20 protein-coding genes are annotated in these 18742 nt (G+C 63.2%); 12 read left to right on the top strand and 8 right to left on the bottom strand.

Translation table 11 applies throughout. The features are described 5' to 3' along the window. The first annotated feature begins 3 nt into the window (after window positions 1–3). Window positions 4–483: a F0F1 ATP synthase subunit B gene (locus O4H62_RS05655; protein ID WP_269386155.1), complete on the top strand. Its 480-nt coding sequence runs from the start codon at window positions 4–6 to the stop codon at window positions 481–483. 85 nt (window positions 484–568) lie between these two features. Here O4H62_RS05655 and O4H62_RS05650 read toward each other — a convergent pair whose 3' ends face one another. Continuing rightward, entirely contained in the window at window positions 569–1213 is a 645-nt protein-coding gene (locus O4H62_RS05650; RefSeq protein WP_269386338.1) for a ribonuclease HII, read from the bottom strand. 213 nt (window positions 1214–1426) lie between these two features. Then, on the bottom strand, window positions 1427–2584 hold the full coding sequence (locus O4H62_RS05645; RefSeq protein ID WP_269386154.1) for a PA0069 family radical SAM protein: 1158 nt from the start codon (window positions 2582–2584) through the stop codon (window positions 1427–1429). 173 nt (window positions 2585–2757) lie between these two features. On the opposite strand from O4H62_RS05645, the gene O4H62_RS05640 reads away from it, so the two are divergent. Beyond that, window positions 2758–3273, top strand: coding sequence for a glycosyl transferase (locus O4H62_RS05640; RefSeq protein ID WP_269386153.1), 516 nt, complete (start codon window positions 2758–2760; stop codon window positions 3271–3273). 21 nt (window positions 3274–3294) lie between these two features. Here O4H62_RS05640 and O4H62_RS05635 read toward each other — a convergent pair whose 3' ends face one another. From O4H62_RS05635 to O4H62_RS05625, 3 genes are all read right to left on the bottom strand, one after another. Beyond that, window positions 3295–4170 carry a 4-(cytidine 5'-diphospho)-2-C-methyl-D-erythritol kinase gene (locus tag O4H62_RS05635; RefSeq protein WP_269386152.1) on the bottom strand — a complete coding sequence of 292 codons (876 nt, stop codon included), beginning with the start codon at window positions 4168–4170 and terminating at the stop codon, window positions 3295–3297. Continuing rightward, window positions 4157–6103 (bottom strand): tetratricopeptide repeat protein, encoded by a 1947-nt coding sequence (locus O4H62_RS05630; protein WP_269386151.1) that lies wholly within the window; start codon window positions 6101–6103, stop codon window positions 4157–4159. Before O4H62_RS05630 ends, O4H62_RS05635 begins: the two co-directional genes overlap by 14 nt. 135 nt (window positions 6104–6238) lie before the next feature. Next, a complete protein-coding gene (locus O4H62_RS05625) occupies window positions 6239–7255 on the bottom strand; it encodes a polyprenyl synthetase family protein (protein ID WP_269386150.1) in 1017 nt (338 codons plus the stop codon). Between the two features lie 134 nt (window positions 7256–7389). Here O4H62_RS05625 and O4H62_RS05620 point away from each other — a divergent pair, with 134 nt between their 5' ends. The 4 genes from O4H62_RS05620 (at window position 7390) to O4H62_RS05605 (ending at window position 9806) form a co-directional block, all read left to right on the top strand. After that, window positions 7390–7635, top strand: coding sequence for a DUF2007 domain-containing protein (locus tag O4H62_RS05620; RefSeq protein WP_269386149.1), 246 nt, complete (start codon window positions 7390–7392; stop codon window positions 7633–7635). Continuing rightward, a complete protein-coding gene (locus O4H62_RS05615) occupies window positions 7619–8503 on the top strand; it encodes a tRNA1(Val) (adenine(37)-N6)-methyltransferase (RefSeq protein WP_430538376.1) in 885 nt (294 codons plus the stop codon). Before O4H62_RS05620 ends, O4H62_RS05615 begins: the two co-directional genes overlap by 17 nt. A gap of 118 nt (window positions 8504–8621) precedes the next feature. Then, window positions 8622–9479: a S49 family peptidase gene (locus O4H62_RS05610; protein ID WP_269386148.1), complete on the top strand. Its 858-nt coding sequence runs from the start codon at window positions 8622–8624 to the stop codon at window positions 9477–9479. Between the two features lie 135 nt (window positions 9480–9614). After that, the gene (locus tag O4H62_RS05605) at window positions 9615–9806 is read left to right on the top strand and encodes a hypothetical protein (protein ID WP_269386147.1); all 192 of its coding nucleotides are present in this window, start codon (window positions 9615–9617) and stop codon (window positions 9804–9806) included. Between the two features lies 1 nt (window position 9807). Here O4H62_RS05605 and O4H62_RS05600 read toward each other — a convergent pair whose 3' ends face one another. Both O4H62_RS05600 and O4H62_RS05595 read right to left on the bottom strand, forming a co-directional pair. Beyond that, entirely contained in the window at window positions 9808–10095 is a 288-nt protein-coding gene (locus O4H62_RS05600) for a YciI family protein (RefSeq protein ID WP_269386146.1), read from the bottom strand. Between the two features lie 26 nt (window positions 10096–10121). Next, the gene (locus O4H62_RS05595; RefSeq protein WP_269386145.1) at window positions 10122–10703 is read right to left on the bottom strand and encodes a TetR/AcrR family transcriptional regulator; all 582 of its coding nucleotides are present in this window, start codon (window positions 10701–10703) and stop codon (window positions 10122–10124) included. A gap of 176 nt (window positions 10704–10879) precedes the next feature. Between O4H62_RS05595 and O4H62_RS05590 the strand changes: the two genes are divergently transcribed. Next, window positions 10880–11833 carry a glycine--tRNA ligase subunit alpha gene (locus O4H62_RS05590; protein ID WP_269386144.1) on the top strand — a complete coding sequence of 318 codons (954 nt, stop codon included), beginning with the start codon at window positions 10880–10882 and terminating at the stop codon, window positions 11831–11833. 133 nt (window positions 11834–11966) lie between these two features. Beyond that, complete coding sequence (locus O4H62_RS05585) at window positions 11967–12560, top strand: hypothetical protein (protein ID WP_269386143.1); 594 nt, start codon at window positions 11967–11969, stop codon at window positions 12558–12560. Between the two features lie 40 nt (window positions 12561–12600). Here the strand turns inward: O4H62_RS05585 and O4H62_RS05580 are convergent, their stop codons facing one another. Then, entirely contained in the window at window positions 12601–14088 is a 1488-nt protein-coding gene (locus O4H62_RS05580) for a sensor domain-containing diguanylate cyclase (protein ID WP_269386142.1), read from the bottom strand. A gap of 312 nt (window positions 14089–14400) precedes the next feature. Between O4H62_RS05580 and O4H62_RS05575 the strand changes: the two genes are divergently transcribed. The 4 genes from O4H62_RS05575 to O4H62_RS05560 all read left to right on the top strand — a co-directional run bounded on the left by O4H62_RS05575 (window position 14401) and on the right by O4H62_RS05560 (window position 18560). Further along, window positions 14401–14958, top strand: coding sequence for a LemA family protein (locus O4H62_RS05575; RefSeq protein ID WP_269386141.1), 558 nt, complete (start codon window positions 14401–14403; stop codon window positions 14956–14958). Between the two features lie 33 nt (window positions 14959–14991). Next, window positions 14992–16257 (top strand): 3-phosphoshikimate 1-carboxyvinyltransferase, encoded by a 1266-nt coding sequence (locus O4H62_RS05570; protein ID WP_269386140.1) that lies wholly within the window; start codon window positions 14992–14994, stop codon window positions 16255–16257. Next, window positions 16254–18191 (top strand): DUF2207 domain-containing protein, encoded by a 1938-nt coding sequence (locus O4H62_RS05565; protein ID WP_269386139.1) that lies wholly within the window; start codon window positions 16254–16256, stop codon window positions 18189–18191. Before O4H62_RS05570 ends, O4H62_RS05565 begins: the two co-directional genes overlap by 4 nt. Before the next feature lie 117 nt (window positions 18192–18308). Then, entirely contained in the window at window positions 18309–18560 is a 252-nt protein-coding gene (locus O4H62_RS05560) for a CDGSH iron-sulfur domain-containing protein (protein ID WP_269386138.1), read from the top strand. Window positions 18561–18742 lie beyond the last annotated feature (182 nt).

Below are 18742 nucleotides of genomic sequence, written 5' to 3'. Positions count from 1 at the left end.
ATCATGGACGCTACATTCTGGGCATTTGTCGGTCTCATCATTTTTCTGGGTATCGTTGTCTATGCAAAGGTGCCGGGGATGATTGCCGGCGCGCTCGACAAGCGCGCCGACCAGATCCGCAATGAGCTCGAGGAAGCCAAGCGGCTGCGTGAAGAAGCGCAGCAGCTGCTCGCCGAGTATCAGCGCAAGCGCAAGGAAGCCGAATCCGAGGCCGAGAGCATTCTCAGTGCCGCGGAGCGGGAAGCCGCCGTGCTGCGCGAGGACGCCAAGGCCAAGACCGAGGATTATGTCAGCCGCCGCACCGCGATGGCCGAACAGAAGATCCGTCAGGCCGAAGCCGATGCGATCAACGAGGTTCGCGCCTCGGCGGTCGATCTGGCGATTGTCGCAGCCGAGAAGCTGATCGGCTCGAAGGTGGACAGCAAGGCTTCGGGTGAGCTGTTCAAGGCTTCGCTCGGAGAACTGAAGACACGTCTCAACTAAGCCTAGCTTTCTGGGACTGATAATGAGGCCGGGATCGCATCCCGGCCTTTTTTATTGGGCCCTTTCCAGGCGATGTGCCTCTGCATCAGTCCTTGCGCAGCGGCCGGAAGGTCATCCGGTGCAGCGGGCAGGGGCCATGCTCGGATATCGCCTCGAGATGCCGCCGCGCGCCGTAGCCCATGTGGCTTTCAAAACCGTAGTGGGGATAGACAGACGCGGCCCGCGTCATCATCCGGTCGCGAGTGACCTTGGCGACGATTGAGGCCGCAGCGATCGACAGCGAGCGGGCATCGCCCTTGACCAGCGCCCGCGCCATGCAATCGAGTCCTGCGGGAACGTCGCGTCCGTCAACCAGCGCGAAGTCGGCTTTCACCGGCAAGGCGCTCAATGCCCGCCGCATCGCCGCAAGACTGGCCGCCCGGATGTCCGTGGCCTCGATCTCACGGGCCGATGCGCAAGCGAATGCGACCACCGACGTCGACAGGATCGCTTCGAACAGCATCTCCCGTCTGGCTGCCTTCAAGGCTTTGGAATCGTCGAGGCCCTCGGGGATGCAGCTCGGGTCGAGAATGACCGCTGCCGCCACTACCGGACCCGCCAGCGGCCCGCGCCCGGCTTCATCGAGGCCGGCGACGAGGCGAAAGCCGCTTTGGACGGCATGCTGCTCGAAGCGATAGTCCGGCATCGCGGGATAATCGGGAAACAGCGAATCGGGCGGGGTGCGAGCCATGTTGCGGCGAAGCTCGCACACCCGCCCGATCCTCTGCAAGGCCCGGCGGCTGGGGACGGGTTGCCGCGCGGGCGCCGGACCGCCTTATGGGGCGGGCGACGGTCCGGTTTACCCGCCGCATCACAGGCCAGGCGAGGCGTGTGGCGCGGCGATTCTTGAAGATGACGCATCAACGACAGTGTCTGAACACCACCCGCCGAGCGGCGCCATGCCCTACAGCAGGCTCAGCTGAACACCCTCGCCATGCGGCGGCACGAAGTGGTCGGTCCGCAACGGCGCCTTCCTTGCATTCAGTCCAAGCCGTTTCGCCGTCAGGTCGAAGCGGCGGGCGATCTGCCAGGCATAGGGACCGGTGCCGCGCATCCGCTTGCCGAACTCGGCGTCATAATCCTTGCCGCCGCGCATCGAGCGGATCAGCGACATCACATGCCGGTAGCGGTCCGGGTAATGCCTGAGCAGCCAGTCCCTAAACAGCGGGCTCACCTCGATCGGCAGACGCAGCATGACGTAGCCAGCGGCATCCGCACCCGCGGCCTTGACCGAATCGAGAATGCGCTCGATCTCGTGGTCGTTGAGACCGGGAATGACCGGCGCCACCATCACCGAAACAGGAATGCCGGCGTTCGAAAGCGCCCTGATCGCTTCAAGCCGGCGTTCCGGCGTGGCAGCGCGCGGCTCCATGGTGCGCGCCAGCTTGCGGTCGAGCGTGGTCACCGACAGCGCCACCCGCGCCAGCCCCTTCGAAGCCATGCGCGACAGGATGTCGATGTCCCGCATCACCAGAGCCGACTTGGTGACGATGCCGACCGGATGGCCCGCCGCCTCCAGCACCTCGAGCAGTTGCCGCATGATGCGCCATTGTTTCTCGACCGGTTGATAGGGGTCGGTGTTGGTGCCGATGGCGATCGGCTGAACCTTGTAGCCGGGGCGCGACAGTTCGCGTTCCAGGAGCCGAGGTGCATCGGGCTTGGCAAACAGCCGGGCCTCGAAGTCCACGCCTGCCGACAGCCCCATATAGGCGTGCGTCGGCCTCGCGAAGCAGTAGACGCAGCCGTGTTCGCAGCCACGATAGGGATTGATCGAGCGATCGAAGGACAGGTCGGGAGACTGGTTGCGGGTGATGATCGTCCGCGGCTTTTCGATCTGCACCTCGGTCTTGAACGGCGCCAGATCCTCGAGGCTGCTCCAGCCGTCGTCGAAGACCTCACGCGTATTGATCTCGAAGCGGCCCGACATGTTCAGCCCGGCGCCGCGGCCGCGCACGCGGTCGTCAGCGACCCGCATGCCGCTCGCCGCCATCAGCGCATCGGCTTCGGCGGGCTTCAGGCCCGGTGCCAGCGCGGTCTGTTTCAATGTTGCAAGGCTCGGCATGAAACCTCCATCAGCACCGGTAAAGAGTTGGGTTCGGCCGGTGTTCGTGATTATATTCCTAGCTCAACAAAAGGAACGAAGCAAGAACAAAATCAGATTTTCCACCATCCGGGGTGAGTGCCGGCCAGATCCGGGCGTCTGGCATATCCGCTGAGCATGCATTAAAAGGAGCCATGATCAGTGTATTGATTGAATGCAAAGACGATGAAAAAGCCCTCGCAGTGACTCTCGCGGCGCTTGTTCACGGCGCTGTCGAGGGCCTCGTGGCCGAAGTGATCATCCTCGATCGGGGGTCGCGCGATGGCACGGCTTTGCTGGCCGACGCAGCCGGTTGCCGGTTTCTGGAAAACCCCGATCTGCGTGAGGTCGTACGCTCGGCGCGCGGCGATTGGCTGCTGCTGATAGAGCCGGGCGCGAGGCCGCTTCTGGGATGGGTCGACCATATCGGCCAGCACATGGCCGCCGGCCGCATGTCGGCCCGGATGCGGCCGTCGCGGGAGTACAGGCTGCCGTTCTTCAAGCGGCTGGGACGCCGGGCATCGGCGCTGGAACACGGCGTGCTGATTCCCAAACGCCAGGCGATTGCGAATGCGAAGTCCGGCCAGTCGCTTGAAAGCCTCGGCCGTGGCCTGGCGATGACCCGGCTCAACTGCGAGATCGTCCCGGCTGCGGTGCTGGCGTTCCAGTAGCCCGGCCTTCCCCGGACCGGTCTAGCCGGCTGAAAGCGTTCGCGTGGCGGCGATGAACCATCCCGGCCTGTCGATCCGCAAGTTTTCGGCGGCCATCTGCGCCGCTTCCGCATTCGCAAACACCCCGAAGCAGCTTGCGCCGGATCCCGACATCCGGGCGAATTGCGCGCCAGCGAGCTGCAGCGCCGAGAGGCACTGGTCAATTTCGGCAACCATGCTCCGCGCCGGCGGCTGAAGATCGTTTCGCGTTCCTGCCAGCCATTCGAGGAACCGGTTCCTGTCGCCAACGCCTTCAGGATCGGGCAGGGGTGGGTTGTCGCGGCTCTCGAGTGCGGCGAACACCTTCGGCGTCGAGACGCCGATGCGCGGATTGACGATCACCAGGTCGAGCGTGAAACCGAGGTCGACGGGCGCAAGCGCCTCCCCGATGCCGCGGGCAATCAGCGGCCGGCCTTGAAGGCACATCGGCACGTCCGCGCCGAGAGCGAGCGCGATCCGCGACAGGGTTTGTTGGCCGGGATCGTAGCCCCACAGCGCGCACAGGGCCTTCAGCGTGGCGGCCGCATCGGCGGAGCCGCCGCCAATGCCTGATGCCACCGGAAGCCGCTTGTCGAGCCGGATATCGACCGGCGGCAATTCGAGGCCGGATTGCCGCGCCGCGTCACGCAGCGCATCGCGCGCCCGGACCACCAGGTTGCTGCTCGCCGCTTCGGCTGACAGCGCGGCTGCTTCCGGGCCCTCGAGTTTGAACGCATCGCGATCCGCCGGGTGCACCGTCACATGATCACCCAGTTCGGCGAAGACGACGAAGCTTTCGATCAGGTGATAGCCGTCGGCCCGCCGTCCCGTGACATGAAGCGCCAGGTTGATCTTGGCCGGCGCATCAATCCCGGGCATTGACCCTCTGCGGCAGGGAACTTGCGTTTTTGGGATCATCTGCCCCTGCGCCAAGCCGTGCCTGCAGTCTATGGCTCACGGAAGGAGCAAGATCACTCTTCTTGTCCGTACCAGCGCTCGCACCGTCCTCGGGTGCTGCCGGTTCGCTGCCCTTGTCCGCTCCGTTGGCTGTTGCCGGAACCGGCTTTTCGGAAGCCGGCAGGCCTTCGCTCAGCTTGCGCTCGATTTCCGGCTTCAGATCATCGGGCGGATCATTGCTCAGCGCCCGTTTCCACTGGAAGGTCGCCTCGAGTTCCCGGCCGACGCGCCAATAGGCATCGCCGAGGTGGTCGTTGATCGTGGGATCCGCGGGCTTGAGTTCGACGGCGCGCTCAAGTTCGCGCACGGCGTCATCATACTCGCCGAGCCGGTAATGCGCCCATCCCAGCGAATCGACGATGTAGCCGTCATTGGGTCTCAGATCGACCGCCGCCCGGATCAGGTCCATGCCTTCCTCGAGATTGATGTTCATGTCGATCCAGGAATAGCCGAGATAGTTCATCACCTGCGGCTGGTCCGGAAACAGCTCGAGCGCGCGTTTGAAATTCGCCTCCGCCTTCGGCCACTGTTTCAGCCTTTCATGGGCAATGCCGGCCTGGAAGAACAGGTTCCAGTCGTTGCGGGTCGGCGTCGGTCCGACCACCGAAATCGCGGTCTCGTAGGTGAGCGCCATTTCGACATAATCCTTGTCCTGCGACAGCACGCTGCCATAGGCCAGATAGCTGCGGATATCCTTCGGGTCGGAGGCGATCAGCGCCTTGAGATGATCCTTGGCTTCACCGTTGCGGCCCAGATCCGCCAGCGCCAGCCCCAGTTGCAGTTCCGAAACCCGGCGCATCGGCGAGGTCTGCGGCACGGCCTGGTAGATCTTGATCGCTTCTTCCGCCTTGCCGAGCCGTTCGGTCAAGCCGCCCAGAATCACCAGTGTCGCAGCATCGTTGGGATCAAGCGTCCGGGCTAACTGAAGATAGACCGCCACGGTTTCTTCCGCGCCCTCGCGGTTGAGCGCGCTGCCCAGCGTAAACAGCACCGCCGCCGATCCCTGCTGCGCGGTCATCACGCCCGGTTCGGGTTTGCCGTCCTGTTCGATGAGCTGACGGAGTGCTGCCAGGGGGGCATAGCCGGGAGAGAAATCCTCACCCGTTGCCAGCGCATCCAGCGCCGCGCGATTGTTGCCCTCGCGTGCTTCCAGCCCGGCCAGAGCCATGACTGCTCTGATATAGGTATCCGGTGCGGCCGCACCTGACTGGGGGTCGGCGATCAGATCGGTGAAATGCTTCCGGGCCTCTGCCTTGTTGCCCATGGCCTGCGCCATGGCGCCGGCATGGTAGCGGGTGAAGACCGGGTACCAGGGTGGTCCGTCGAGCGCCAGGATCGACTTGAGCGCTGCCTCGCCCTTGCCGTCGCCAAATTCCGCCCAGGCAATCATCAGCGTGTTGAGCAGCCGGTCGATCGGGTTGCTGTCTTCCGGTTTGAGCAGCGAAGCGGCCTTGCGGTACTCGCGCTTGCTGGTTGCCTCGACCATCAGCGCCAGCCGCGAGACCTGCGCCACCGCAGGATCTTCCTTCAATTCCCGCGCCAACACGACGCCTTCTGAAAAACGCCCGCCACTGAACAGCGCCACCATCAGCCGTTGCTTCACCTCGGTGTTTTCCGGATCAAACTCCAGTGCCTTGCTGTAGAATTCGATCGCGCGGCTCGTATCGTTGTCGACATCGGCGGTGCGCGCGGCGAGATAGGCTCCGGCGAAGCCGAGAAAATTGGGTTGCTGATCCTGTTCCTGGGCTGCTGCCGCCACGGCCTGGATTGTCGCCGGACCCATCGCCCCGCCGATGGAAAGAAGGGCGCCCAGCGCTAGGCTGGCCGCAAACCGGGCTGTTAAATTTCGCCGCATCAAGTCCTGCCTCATGTTCGTTCTGGCCATGCGCCGGCCAGCTGCCGAAGCATATCTAACCAACACAATGGCTTTTTTGGCGCAGGGCGGCAAGGCTTCAGCATGCCGCAGATGAAGGCTGATCGCGGCTGGAGCCTAGCTGGCCCGGTTCACGCAGAAGGCGATGACTTCCAGAAGCGCCGATTTCTCCGCCGAATCGGGCAGGGGAGCGAGCGCGTCGCGCGCGATCGAGGCGTAATGCTCGGCCCGCGCGGTGGTGTCCTTCAGGCTGCCATACTTGGTGATCAGCCCCATGGCTTTCTCCAGCGCCTGGTCGTCGCTCTTGCCGCCCTCGATGGCCTCGCGCCAGAAAGCCCGCTCCGATTCGGAACCGCGGCGGTAGGCCAGCACCACCGGCAGGGTGATCTTGCCTTCACGGAAATCGTCCCCGACATTCTTGCCCAGGTCGCGCGCCGATCCGCCGTAGTCGAGCACGTCGTCGATCAGCTGGAACGCCAGGCCGAGATTCATGCCGTAGGACCTCAGCGCATTGCGTTCGGCCTTGCTGGCGCCGGCGACGATCGGACCGACCTCGCAGGCAGCCGAAAACAGCGCCGCCGTCTTCGAGCGGATCACGGCCAGGTAGTCATCTTCCGTCGTTTCCATGTTCTTGGCGACGGAGAGCTGCAGCACTTCGCCTTCGGCAATCACCGAAGCAGCTGTCGACAGCACGTCCAGCGCTTCCAGCGAGCCGACCTCGACCATCATCTTGAAGGCCTGCCCGAGCAGGAAATCGCCGACCAGCACGCTGGCCTGGTTGCCCCAGATCATCCGTGCCGTCGAGCGTCCGCGCCTCAGGTCGCTCTCGTCGACCACGTCGTCGTGCAACAGCGTCGCCGTGTGCATGAACTCCACTGCCGTGGCGAGCTTGACATGGAACTCGCCGCTGTAGCCAAACATCGTCGCTGAAGCCAGCGTCAGCATCGGCCTCAGCCGCTTGCCGCCGGAGGAAATGAGATGGTTCGCCACTTCCGGAATCATGGCGACATCCGAACCCGCCTTGGACAGGATCAACTGGTTGACGCGCTCCATGTCGGCCCTGGTGTTCTCCACCAGCGGCTTGACCGAAGCGTCTCTGTGTTTTCCATCGTCCAGTGATATCACTACGCCCACGGGTACGGACTCCTGTTTGATCTTTGCGAGGCACATTATTCAGCGCGTCCAGCCACGGCAAGCCACGATTTGACGCGGGTAAGGCTTGATAACCGATACATTAGGATGAAACAAAGGAGAGACAGGGAGTCCGCATGCACGATCTCATCCGCACCAACGATCCGGTCCTCATATCCTTCGTCGAAAGCCTGATGCGCGACGCTGGCATCGGCTGCCTGGTGGCCGACAGCGGCATGAGCATTCTCGAGGGGTCGGTGGGTATCATCCCGCGCCGGATCCTGGTTGACCCAGGGATGGCCGCCCAGGCCCGCCGCATCGTCATTGATGCCGGGCTGGAAGAGGAACTCAGGCCCTGGAACGACCGTGACCCAGGCGCCTGACAAGACCCCGCCGGAGCCCGCACCGGGGCAACCGGCGAACGGCTGCCCGGCAGACGCGCACGCCGGGGCCGCTGCCGTGTCCGGTTACACCGTCGATGCCTTCCACAATGGCAAGTTCTTTCTGGTCCAACCTGCGGATACAGGCCACCGGGCCGGCATGGACGCGATGCTGCTGGCCGCGACCGTCCCTGATGGCGCGTCGGGCGTGCTTGCAGATCTTGGCGCCGGCGCCGGCGCCGCTGGCCTCGCCGCCATCAGCCGTCTGCCCGGATTGAGCGCGGTCCTGATCGAGCGGGCGCCGGTCATGGCCGAATGCGCGCGCCGCTCGCTGGCCCTGGCCGGGAATGCGCATCTTGCGCCCCGCGCCCGGGTCATCGAAGCCGATGTCACCTTGCAGGGCCGGCAGCGCCTTGCCGCCGGCCTTGCCGACCAGGCCTTTGACTACGCCATCCTCAATCCGCCCTTCAATGCCGGTGCGGACCGGAAAACGCCCGATCCGCTCAAGGCGGAGGCCCATGCCATGGACAGCCAGGATCTGTTCGAGCGCTGGCTCCGCACCGCCGCGGCCATTCTCAAGCCGGGTGGCCAGGTGTCGATCATTGCCCGCCCGGAATCGATGGCCGGGATCCTCGCAGCACTTGGCAACCGGTTCGGCGGCATAGAGGTCATCCCGGTCGTTCCGCGCCCGGCAGACGATGCGATCCGCATCCTGGTCACCGCGATCAAGGGCAGCCGGGCCCGCATGAGCCTGCGCGACCGGATTCTGATTCACGAGGGCAGCGGGAACGCCTTTTCCGGCCAGATGCATGACCTCGGCAATGGACGCGCCGCCTGGCCGCGGCGAACCAGAAACCGCAGGCCAAAATAACGCTCCCGATTGCAGCGCCATTGCACTGGGATGGAAAAGACATACATGGCGTGATGCGTGTGAATGCCGCGTTCACATGCCGCTTGCAACAGACCGCCTGCAACAGGAATGATCCGCCATGGTTTCTCTGAGTTCTTTCTACCCCGCCCGGTTCCGCAAGGATATGACCGTCATTCCCGTGGTCAGGCTGCATGGCACGATCCAGGCTGGCGGCAACCAGTTTCGTCAGAACCTCAACATCGCAACCGTTGCGCCGCTTCTTGCCCGGGCATTCGCCGACAAGAAGGCGCCGGCGGTGGCGATCATGGTCAATTCGCCCGGCGGATCGCCGGTGCAGTCACGGCTGATCTACAAGCGCATCCGGGATCTCGCCGCCGAGAAGAACAAGAAGGTGCTGATCTTCGTCGAGGATGTGGCGGCGTCCGGCGGCTACATGATTGCCTGCGCCGGCGACGAGATCATTGCCGATCCGTCTTCAGTGGTGGGCTCCATCGGCGTCATTTCCGCGGGCTTCGGCTTCACCGGCCTGATCGGCAAGATCGGAGTCGAGCGCCGCGTCTACACGGCGGGCGAAAACAAGTCGGTGCTCGATCCGTTCCAGCCCGAGAACCCCGAAGACATTGCCCGGCTCAAGGATCTGCAACTCGACATTCACAAGGTCTTCATCGATCTGGTCAAGGACAGTCGCGGCGCGCGGCTGAAAGACGATCCGGACCTGTTCACAGGCCGCTTCTGGACCGGCATTCGCGGCAAGGAACTGGGTCTTGTCGATGAACTCGGCGACCTCCGTTCGGCCCTGCGCGCCCGCTATGGCGACAAGGTGAAGATGCGCCTGATCACCGCGCAGCGTGGCCTGTTCGGTCGCCGCGTGCCGGGTGTGAGCACATCGCTGGCGATGGACGCGCTTGCCGGGATCGGCGAAGCAGGCTTGAATGCGATTGATGAACGGGCGCTCTGGGCGCGCTACGGCCTCTGATCCCGATCGGAAGGTTCCGGAAGGGATGCGCGATTACCGGGCGGCCCGGAAATGAACGAGAGCAGGTGAGGGGCGTCAAATGCTCCCGCCTTGAGATGGGACGCCCGGTTCAGGGGTGAGGAAAGGATAGCTGGAATGCCGCAACTTCTTCTGCTCGTCGCAGTCGGCGCCGTTGCCTGGCTCGGCTACAAGCGCTTTGTGGCGGAGGCCGAACGCGTCAGCGCCAAGGTCCGGGACGCCGAAAAGGAATCGCGCACCGGCGCGCAGGGAACGCTGATCGAAGATCCCGAAACCGGTGAATACCGTCTGCGCAAGCCTGACGAATGAGCTAGGCCGCGAGGAAGTCGAGCCGGGGGTCCGTCCGCCCTGGTGAAATCTCGATAATCTCCGCCGTCACCACATTGCCGGCGACGAAGGGATCTTCGGCCACGCGCTTTTCAATCTCGGCGCGCTCTGTATTGCAAGCCAGCACCGCGCCGCCCTGCTTTGGCTCGACACTGCCTGTGAGCACGAACACACCGTCCGCAAAGCCTTTGGCAATCCAGGCGTTGTGCGCCTGCATATGTTCGGCGGCCGCTGCCTTGTTGTCGGAAAAGCGAAGCACGATCAGAAACACTGGATTCTCCTGTTCTTGGTCCCGGTTCACATCGGGCGTTTTGGTGGGCACTGTTGGTCCAGCCATTTATACATCGCTTCAACCTCGCGGCGGACGAACTCCGCATCCTGAAAGGTGTTGGCAAGGGAGGCGACGCCCTGGCTGCGCATGAGCAGGTGCATGGCAAGATCGGAGGCCTGATCGCCACATCCGAGTTCCGCGAACTGTTGTTCCAGCCACTCTGCGAACAAGGTGAATAACCCGGAGGCTTCCGGTTTAAGAGCATGATCGAGCTTGGCAAGTTCCGAACAGAGCGTCCCGACCGGACATCCGAACGCCATGATCTTGGTCTGGTTGGCAATGAGGATGTTGATGAAGTTCTTGATCCTGTTCGCGGGATTGTCTTCCTCTAGCTCCCACAGGCGCAGCATCGTTTTGCGCTCGTCAAGCCGGTACTCGATCACCGCGGCAAGCACGGCGTCCTTGGTCTTGAAGTGATAATAGAAATTGCCCCGTGAAATCTCGACCGCCTGGGCGATATCGGCAAACGACGCATTTTCGAATCCCTGTTCGTAAAACAGGTGGTCGGCGGCGATCACGATCTTGCGGCGCGTTTCATCGGCTTTCACGTTCAGCTTCCCGCCTAGGTCATTCGTCCTAATTTATTAGGACGAATGACCTAGGCAGTCAACCCCTGGGCTGAACACTTGACCGGTCAATCCCTTCATGGCACCTGTCGCCGCACATTCAGGGCCGTTGTGGAAACGGCCCGCGAACCCATGATGCGCCATCCGGATCCCAAGCCATGACCGAAGCACTTCCAGACCACATGCAGCCCACCCGATCGTTCCAGGGGCTCATTCTCGCCCTGCATCGCTACTGGGCCGATTACGGTTGCGTCGTGCTGCAGCCCTACGACATGGAAGTCGGCGCCGGCACCTTCCACCCGGCCACCACGCTTCGCGCGCTCGGCCCCAAGCCCTGGAACGCCGCCTATGTGCAGCCGTCGCGCCGCCCCAAGGATGGCCGCTACGGCGAAAACCCCAATCGGCTGCAGCATTACTACCAGTACCAGGTGATCCTGAAGCCCAACCCGTCCAACCTGCAGGAGCTCTATCTCGGCTCGCTCGCCGCCATCGGCGTCGATCCGCTTCTGCATGACATCCGCTTTGTCGAGGACGATTGGGAAAGCCCGACGCTGGGCGCCTGGGGGCTTGGCTGGGAATGCTGGTGCGACGGCATGGAAGTCAGCCAGTTCACCTATTTCCAGCAGGTCTGCGGCATCGAATGCGCGCCGGTGGCTGGCGAACTGACCTACGGCGTCGAACGTCTGGCGATGTATGTCCAGGGCGTCGACAGCATTTATGATCTCAACTTCAACGGCCGCGAAGGCGCCGAGAAGGTGACCTATGGCGATGTCTTCCTGCAGTCCGAGCAGGAATATTCGCGCTACAATTTCGAGATCGCCGACACCGCGATGCTGCTCAAGCATTTCGAGGATGCCGAAAAGGAATGCGAAGCGATCCTCAAGGCCGGCGCCCCGGCCGAACCCGGTTCGCTGCACCGCTGCGTGCTGCCCGCCTACGACCAGTGCATCAAGGCGTCCCACGTCTTCAACCTGCTCGATGCCCGCGGCGTGATCTCGGTGACCGAGCGCCAGGGCTACATCCTCAGGGTGCGCAACCTGTCGCGCCAGTGCGGCGAGGCCTTCCTGCTCACCGACGCCGGCGGTGCGAATTTCCGCGAGGCGGCCGAGTAACGCGCCTCCCTCTTGTCGCTGAGCCGTGCAGTTTGCCTTGGCAACCACCCGGATCGGAACTAGGCTGACAAGACGCGATGTTGATGGAAGCGACACGAACGGCACCTGGCGCCGTTCGTGGACAGGAGGCGTCATGACGGGACAAGACACGGGTCCAGCGCCGGAGGTCCCGCAAGCTCTGCACCATTCCGTCCGCAACAGCCTGATTGACAGGGAATGCACCTACACCCTTGAGTCGGACCAACTCTCGGCCGAGGCGAAGGGCGGAGCGGACCGTATCCCCTATGCCGACATCTCCTCAGTGCAGCTGATCGGCTACGCCGGCAGCGGCTCGCGCCAGTTTCAGGCCAGGCTGAAGCGGCGGGGCGGAAAGCCGGTCAAGATTCGCTCCCACCACTACGTCAGCCTCGGAAATTTCGAAGATCGCACCCAAACCTATGCGCCCTTCATCCGTGAACTCTGCGTCCGGGTTGCCGACCGCTCTCCCGATTCCGTCTTTGTCAGGGGCAGCACCGCGCTGTGGATCCTGTGGCTGATCGTTTGTTTGCTGGTTGCCTTCGTGGCGATCCTGGCCGTGTCGACAGCAACGTTGCCAGGGGCCCCTTCATGGCCCGCGTTTCTTGTGCTTTTCGGCGCCGTACCGTTGATTTGGCGGGAAGCCCGGAAGGGGCCGAAAACGCGTTTCGATCCCCGTTCTCCGCCGCAGGATCTTCTGGGCGCTGACTAGACGCTTGCGGCATCGGCATCCGGGGCCAATGCCTGCCGCTTCACGCAGCCGACACGGACGCTTTGGCAGCCTTGACAGACATGGGGGCCCGCCCGGCATCAGCCGCAAATCCGCTGTAATAGGCCCGCTTGTCGTCATACATCGCCCGGTCCGCCCGCTTGACCATGTCCTCCATGGTCTCGCCCTCCATGCTCGTGGCTGAGCCGATCGAAACGCTGATCGGCGCGTTCGAGTAGAACTGGTTGTTGATGTGCAGCAGTTCGGTGATGGTCTCGACCATGGTGTGGACCGCCTTCCTGTCTGCGCCCGGCATCAGGATGGCGAACTCGTCGCCACCGATGCGTGCCGCATGGTTGGGGCGCGACACGACGCTGTTCAGGACCTCGCCGAAGCGGCGCAACAGCGCGTCGCCGGCGTCATGCCCGAGCTGGTCATTGGCTTCCTTGAGCCCGTTGAGATCCATGATGATCGCCGAAACCGGCCTGAGCGGCTTGCGCTCGAGCCGGTTCAATTCGTCCATGTAGAAGGCGCGGTTGTGCAGCTTGGTCAGCACATCGTGCTTGCCGAGATATTCGAGGTAGGCTTCCGCCTTCTTGCGCGCGGTGATGTCGGTAAGCGCCACCTGCACCTGCGACCAGTCCTCTTCGTGGCCCGGCAGCACCGCGAAATGCAGCAGGATATGCCGTATCGAGCCGTCGAGTGCGTAGTTTATTACTTCGCGCTGATGAAACAGCTTGCCTTCCCACAGATCCATCAGCTGTTCCCGGAACGGCTTTTCCATCTCGTCACGGAAGATCTCGACCTGGCGGTGCAGCAGCGTCTGCACATCGGAGGCGCAGAACAGATCAAGCGTTGCCTGGTTGACGTCGATGACCCGGATCTCGCTCATGCACTGGCGCACGAATTCCGGGTGCACGTCCATGAACACCCGGAAGTCGACAATGCCGCGCTCACGAACGGTTTCGATCAGGTTCCTGATTTCGCTGAAATCCTCGACCCAGAGCGACACAGGTGAATACTCGAACAGCCCTTCGGCGTGCCGGCGGCTTTGCGCCTCGTTGCGCCGTGCATCTTCACGCTCCGTCACATCCTCCGTCGTCAGCAGGATCTGCTCGAGCGTATCCTCGTGGCCCGGCAGGACCGAACCCTTGAGCTGGATGTCCATCCGCCGGCCGGAGAGCGAATAGTTCACCGCGTTGCTCGAAAACTCGGTCTTGCCCTCCCACAGTGCCGCCAGCTCGTTGACATGGCTTTCGAGCATGTCGTCGCGGAACACCACGGAAAGATTGTCAACGAGATGCTCAAGATCCCTGGCCTCGAACAGCTCCAGCGTCTTGCTGTTGACGTTGAGCACCTTGATCTGACGCGAGCAGGCGGCGACACGCGCCTTGTCTTCTCTCAGGAACGCGCGGATTTCCTCCACGCCTTCGGCACGCCACTGGTCGAACTGGCGCTTCACCCCGGAAAAATCCTCGATCCACATGGCAACCGGCGCGAGATCGAAAATGGCGGCGTCAAAGGTCTTCATGTCGCAATAAGTCCTGTGTCGGCAAAACCGCCTTGCAATCGAAACGAGAACCATGGATGGGGCGGCCTGAAACAGTATGGGGCTGGAATGGTAAACCATTGCTTGACGCCATTTGCAGAAACTCGAGTTTCGGCATGCGTCCCGCCGCCCTGCGTGTGCCGCTGAAGGCCTTGCTTGCGGGGAATAATGCGTTCGGCACGCGGAGACGGTCTATTCCATGGATTTTTGCGACGACTGTGCGTAAGGTCGTCGCGCTGTCAGGTCGGGCCTGCGCACAGCATTTTCGATTGGTCATAAGCCGGGAGTGGACGCATGGGGACTTGGATTTTTTTGGCGGTGCTGGTCGGCATCGTGCTTTACGCGATTTCGCTTTACAACACGCTGGTCAAGAACCGCCAGATGGCGGGCGAGGGCTGGAGTGGCATCGACGTCCAGCTCAAGCGCCGTGCGGACCTGATCCCCAACCTGCTCGAATCCGTCAAGGGCTACATGACCCACGAACGGGAGCTTCTCGAGGAAGTCACCCGTCTTCGCAGCCAGGCCGTGGCCGGCAGCAGCGGCTCGCCCGAACAGCGCGCGACGCTGGAAGGCGCGCTCAGCGGCGCGCTGGGGCGGCTGATGGCGGTGGCCGAAAGCTACCCCGATCTCAAGGCCAACGAGAATTTCAAGGAATTCCAGCAGGCGCTGGAGGAAACCGAAAACGAGATCTCGATGTCGCGCCGCTACTACAACGGCGCCGTGCGCAATCTCAATGTCTCGGTCGAGACCTTCCCCTCGATGCTGATCGCCAAACAGTTCGGTTTCGTCAAGGCGGAGTATTTCGAGATCGAGGATGAAGCCGACCGCGCCGTCCCCAAGGTCAAGTTCTGACCGCGCCGCAAGGCCGGTTTGTCGAGAATGAAAATGACAGTTGAAAAACTCACGATCGTGCCGCCGCGGCATGCTCTCTCTGGCGCCGTGGCGCCCCCCGGATCGAAGTCGATCACCAACCGCGCGCTGCTGCTGGCCGGCCTCGCCGACGGCGTGAGCCGGCTGACCGGGGCCCTGAAAAGCGATGACACAAGCTACATGGCCGATGCGTTGCGCGCCATGGGCGTGAGCATTGACGAGCCTGACGCCACCACCTTCGTGGTCAGCGGAACCGGGCAACTGCGCCCGCCCGCCGGGCCGTTGTTCCTCGGCAATGCCGGCACAGCAACCCGGTTTCTCACTGCCGCGGTGGCGCTCGGCAACGGCCGCTTCGTCGTCGATGGCGATGAACACATGCGCAAGCGGCCGATCACCCCGCTGGTGGACGCGCTGAAATCGCTGGGCGTTGATGTATCGGCCCCGACGGGATGTCCCCCGGTCACCATTAACGGCACAGGCGGCTTCGCCTCCCATCGCGTCATCATCGACGCCGGCCTGTCGAGCCAGTATGTCTCCGCACTGCTGATGGCCGCCCCCTGCTCGGGCAAGCCTTTCACCGTCGAACTTGCCGGCGACGATATCGGCGCACGCGGCTACATCGACCTGACGCTGGCCGCCATGCGGGCGTTCGGGGCGGACGTCGAGCAGGTCACCCAGTCGATCTGGCGGATCGCGCCGACCGGCTACCGCGCCGCCGATTTCCACATCGAGCCCGACGCCTCGGCCGCCACCTATCTGTGGGCCGCTGAAGCGCTCACTGGCGGCAAGATCGACATAGGCACGGCCGCGTCCGACTTCACCCAGCCCGACGCCAGGGCCTTCGAAGTGATCTCGGCCTTTCCCCATATGCCCGCCGTCATCGACGGCTCGCAGATGCAGGACGCCATTCCAACCATCGCCGTGCTGGCCGCGTTCAACATCACGCCGGTGCGCTTCACCGGCATTGCCAATCTGCGGGTCAAGGAATGCGACCGGGTGCGCGCGCTCTCGCTCGGCCTCAACGCCATCCGCGAAGGCCTTGCGCGGGAGGAGTGCGACGACCTGATCGTCAATGCTGATCCCGCGCTCGCCGGCCAGACCGTGAAGGCCGAGATCGATACCTTCGCCGATCACCGCATCGCCATGAGTTTCGCGCTGGCCGGCCTGAAGATCTCGGGCGTCACCATTCTCGACCCCAAATGCGTCGGCAAGACCTATCCCGGCTACTGGGACGCGCTTAAGTCCCTTGGCGTCACCTATCTTGAGGAGATCCCGCGATGAAATGGCTCCTTTCCCTCATCACTGCAGTGCTGCTTTCGCTGATGCTGACCGGCAGCTCCTGGGCGAGGGAAGAGATCCGCTCCTTCATCGCCGACATCGAGGTGCGCGCTGATGCCTCTCTCGAGATTACCGAAACCATCACCGTCAACGCCGAAGGCTATGACATCCGTCGTGGCATCTACCGCGATATCCCGCTGCGGGCACTCGACGACTGGGGCCTTTGGTCGAGCAACGGCTTCGACCTCGTCGAGGTGCTGCACAACGGCCGGCCGTCGCCCTACCACACCGAATGGCAGGGCCGTTTTTACCGCATCCTGATCGGTGACGCCGATGTGTTGATCCCGCGCGGCGAGCACACCTACACGATCCGTTACGTGACCACCCGGCAGCTGCGGTTCTTTGACGGGTATGACGAGCTCTACTGGAACGTCACCGGCAATTTCTGGAGCTTCCCGATCCTCAAGGCGGAAGCCCGCGTCACTTTGCCCGATGGTGCGCGGGCGATCAGGGATCAGGTGACCGCCTATACCGGTCCGTTCGGCGCCACCGGCGGCAACTACACGGGCTCGGTTCTTGGCGGCGGCTCCGAAGTCCGCTTCGCCACGACCCGGCCGCTCGGCCCCGAGGAAGGCATGACCATCGCGGTCGGCTTCACCGAGGGCGTGGTAACGCCCGACTCGGGCGCTGGCTTCGCGGGTCTGGTGGACAATGCCGGCATCCTCCTGCTGATTCTTGGCTGGCTCGGCGTTCCGGCCTATTTCCTCTACGCCTGGAACAAGGTTGGCCGTGATCCGCCGTCGCCGCCGGTCATCCCGTTGTTTCATCCACCGGAAAACCTGTCGCCGGCGGCCTTGTCCTTTGCCCATTTCAACGGCTTCCGCTCCGGCAAGAAGGGGGTCGACCTTCCGTTTATCGCAGCACTGCTGTCGCTTGGAGTGAAACGCTTCCTCAGCATCGACGAGGATTCGCGCGGAACGGTGACGCTGCAGCGCGGAACCGCGGCGGAGCAGCGGGATGCGCCGGCATTGCCGCCCGGCGAGCAGGCGCTCTATTCCGGCCTGCTGGCAAACCGCGAGGAAATTATCCTCGACAAGCACAACGGACCGACCTTGAAAAGCGCGTTGACGAAGCTGCGGATGGCCATTTCCAGGGAGTATTCAGGCCGGTACTACAACGCTAATATCGGCTGGTTCATCCCCGGCGTTATCCTCGCCATTGCCACCTTCATCATCGGGCTTGTGCTGCAGGACCCGCCGGAAGACGGCATTCTCTATCTGATCCCGGTGCTGATGACCTCGCTGTTCGGCGGCGGCATGTGGTTTGCCGGACGAAGCCTGTTCAGGGAGGCTGGCGCCGGCAACCGCTTCATTGGCGGCATGCTGTTCCTGCTGGGTGCGGCCATTTTCATGATCGGCGTCCTGATCGTCTTCGTTCCCGGCGATATGCCGGTCTACCGTTTCGCAGGCCTGCTGGTGATCGTCGGCTGCGTCACCATCATCATGATGACCTGGTTGCTTGGCGCGCCGACAGAGACTGGCGCCAAGGTGCTCGCCGATATCAAGGGCTTCAAGCTTTACCTCGAGACCGCGGAGACCAACCGGCTCAACATGCGCGATGCGCCTCAGATGTCGGAAGAGCTGTTCGAGCGCTTCCTGCCCTATGCGGCGGGGCTTGGCGTGGAAAAACCCTGGTCGGAAGCCTGGGCCGCGCAGCTTGCCCGCATCGCGCCGGAGCGTGAAAAGGACTACCGGCCGCAATGGTATCACGGCAGTTCCTGGTCGCCGGGCAATATCGGGGCAGCCGCGGCCTCCTCGGTCGCGGCCGTCTCGGCGGCGATGGCCGCCTCGATGCCGCAACCCAAGAGCTCGTCCGGTTCCTCCGGCGGCGGCTCGTCGGGCGGCGGCGGTGGCGGTGGCGGCGGCGGCGGCTGGTAGGGGACCTCGTCGACAAGGTTTCTTGACATCCAAGGCAGTGTTGATGGTTTGGCGCTTGTGCCAATCTGCCTGATCGTTATCGTGGGCGGGCATCTCTCCAACTGTCGAGGAGTTTTCATGACCAAGGGTCACGTTGCCGGAACGGCCCCCATTCGCGTCGAAGTCGAAGAGGGCAAGAATTATTTCTGGTGTGCCTGCGGGCAATCCAAAAACCAGCCCTTCTGCGATGGCAGCCACAAGGGATCGGAGTTCGCGCCGGTCAAATGGACGGCGGACAAGACCGCGGCCAAATTTTTCTGCGCCTGCAAGCAAACCAGTGGCGAGCCTTTTTGCGATGGTTCGCACAAGGCCGTTTCCGCCGGCGCCTGATAGTCGTCCTGGCGTCAGTCTCCGCAGTGGTCGCACTTGCTCGTTTTTGCGGTAAGGGAAGGTGACTTTTGGCGCTGCCCTTGCTAAGCCGCGCTCAGCAAACCTTTGACCGCGTGAGACCTGATGCCCGACCTTCTGATTGAACTTCGCTCCGAGGAAATTCCTGCACGCCCGCACGCCCG

The sequence above is a fragment of the Parahoeflea alexandrii genome (assembly GCF_027214025.1).
Lineage (GTDB): Bacteria > Pseudomonadota > Alphaproteobacteria > Rhizobiales > Rhizobiaceae > Hoeflea > Hoeflea alexandrii_A.
Note: the sequence above shows the minus strand (reverse complement) of the source record. Positions and strands in the feature narration are given on the sequence as shown.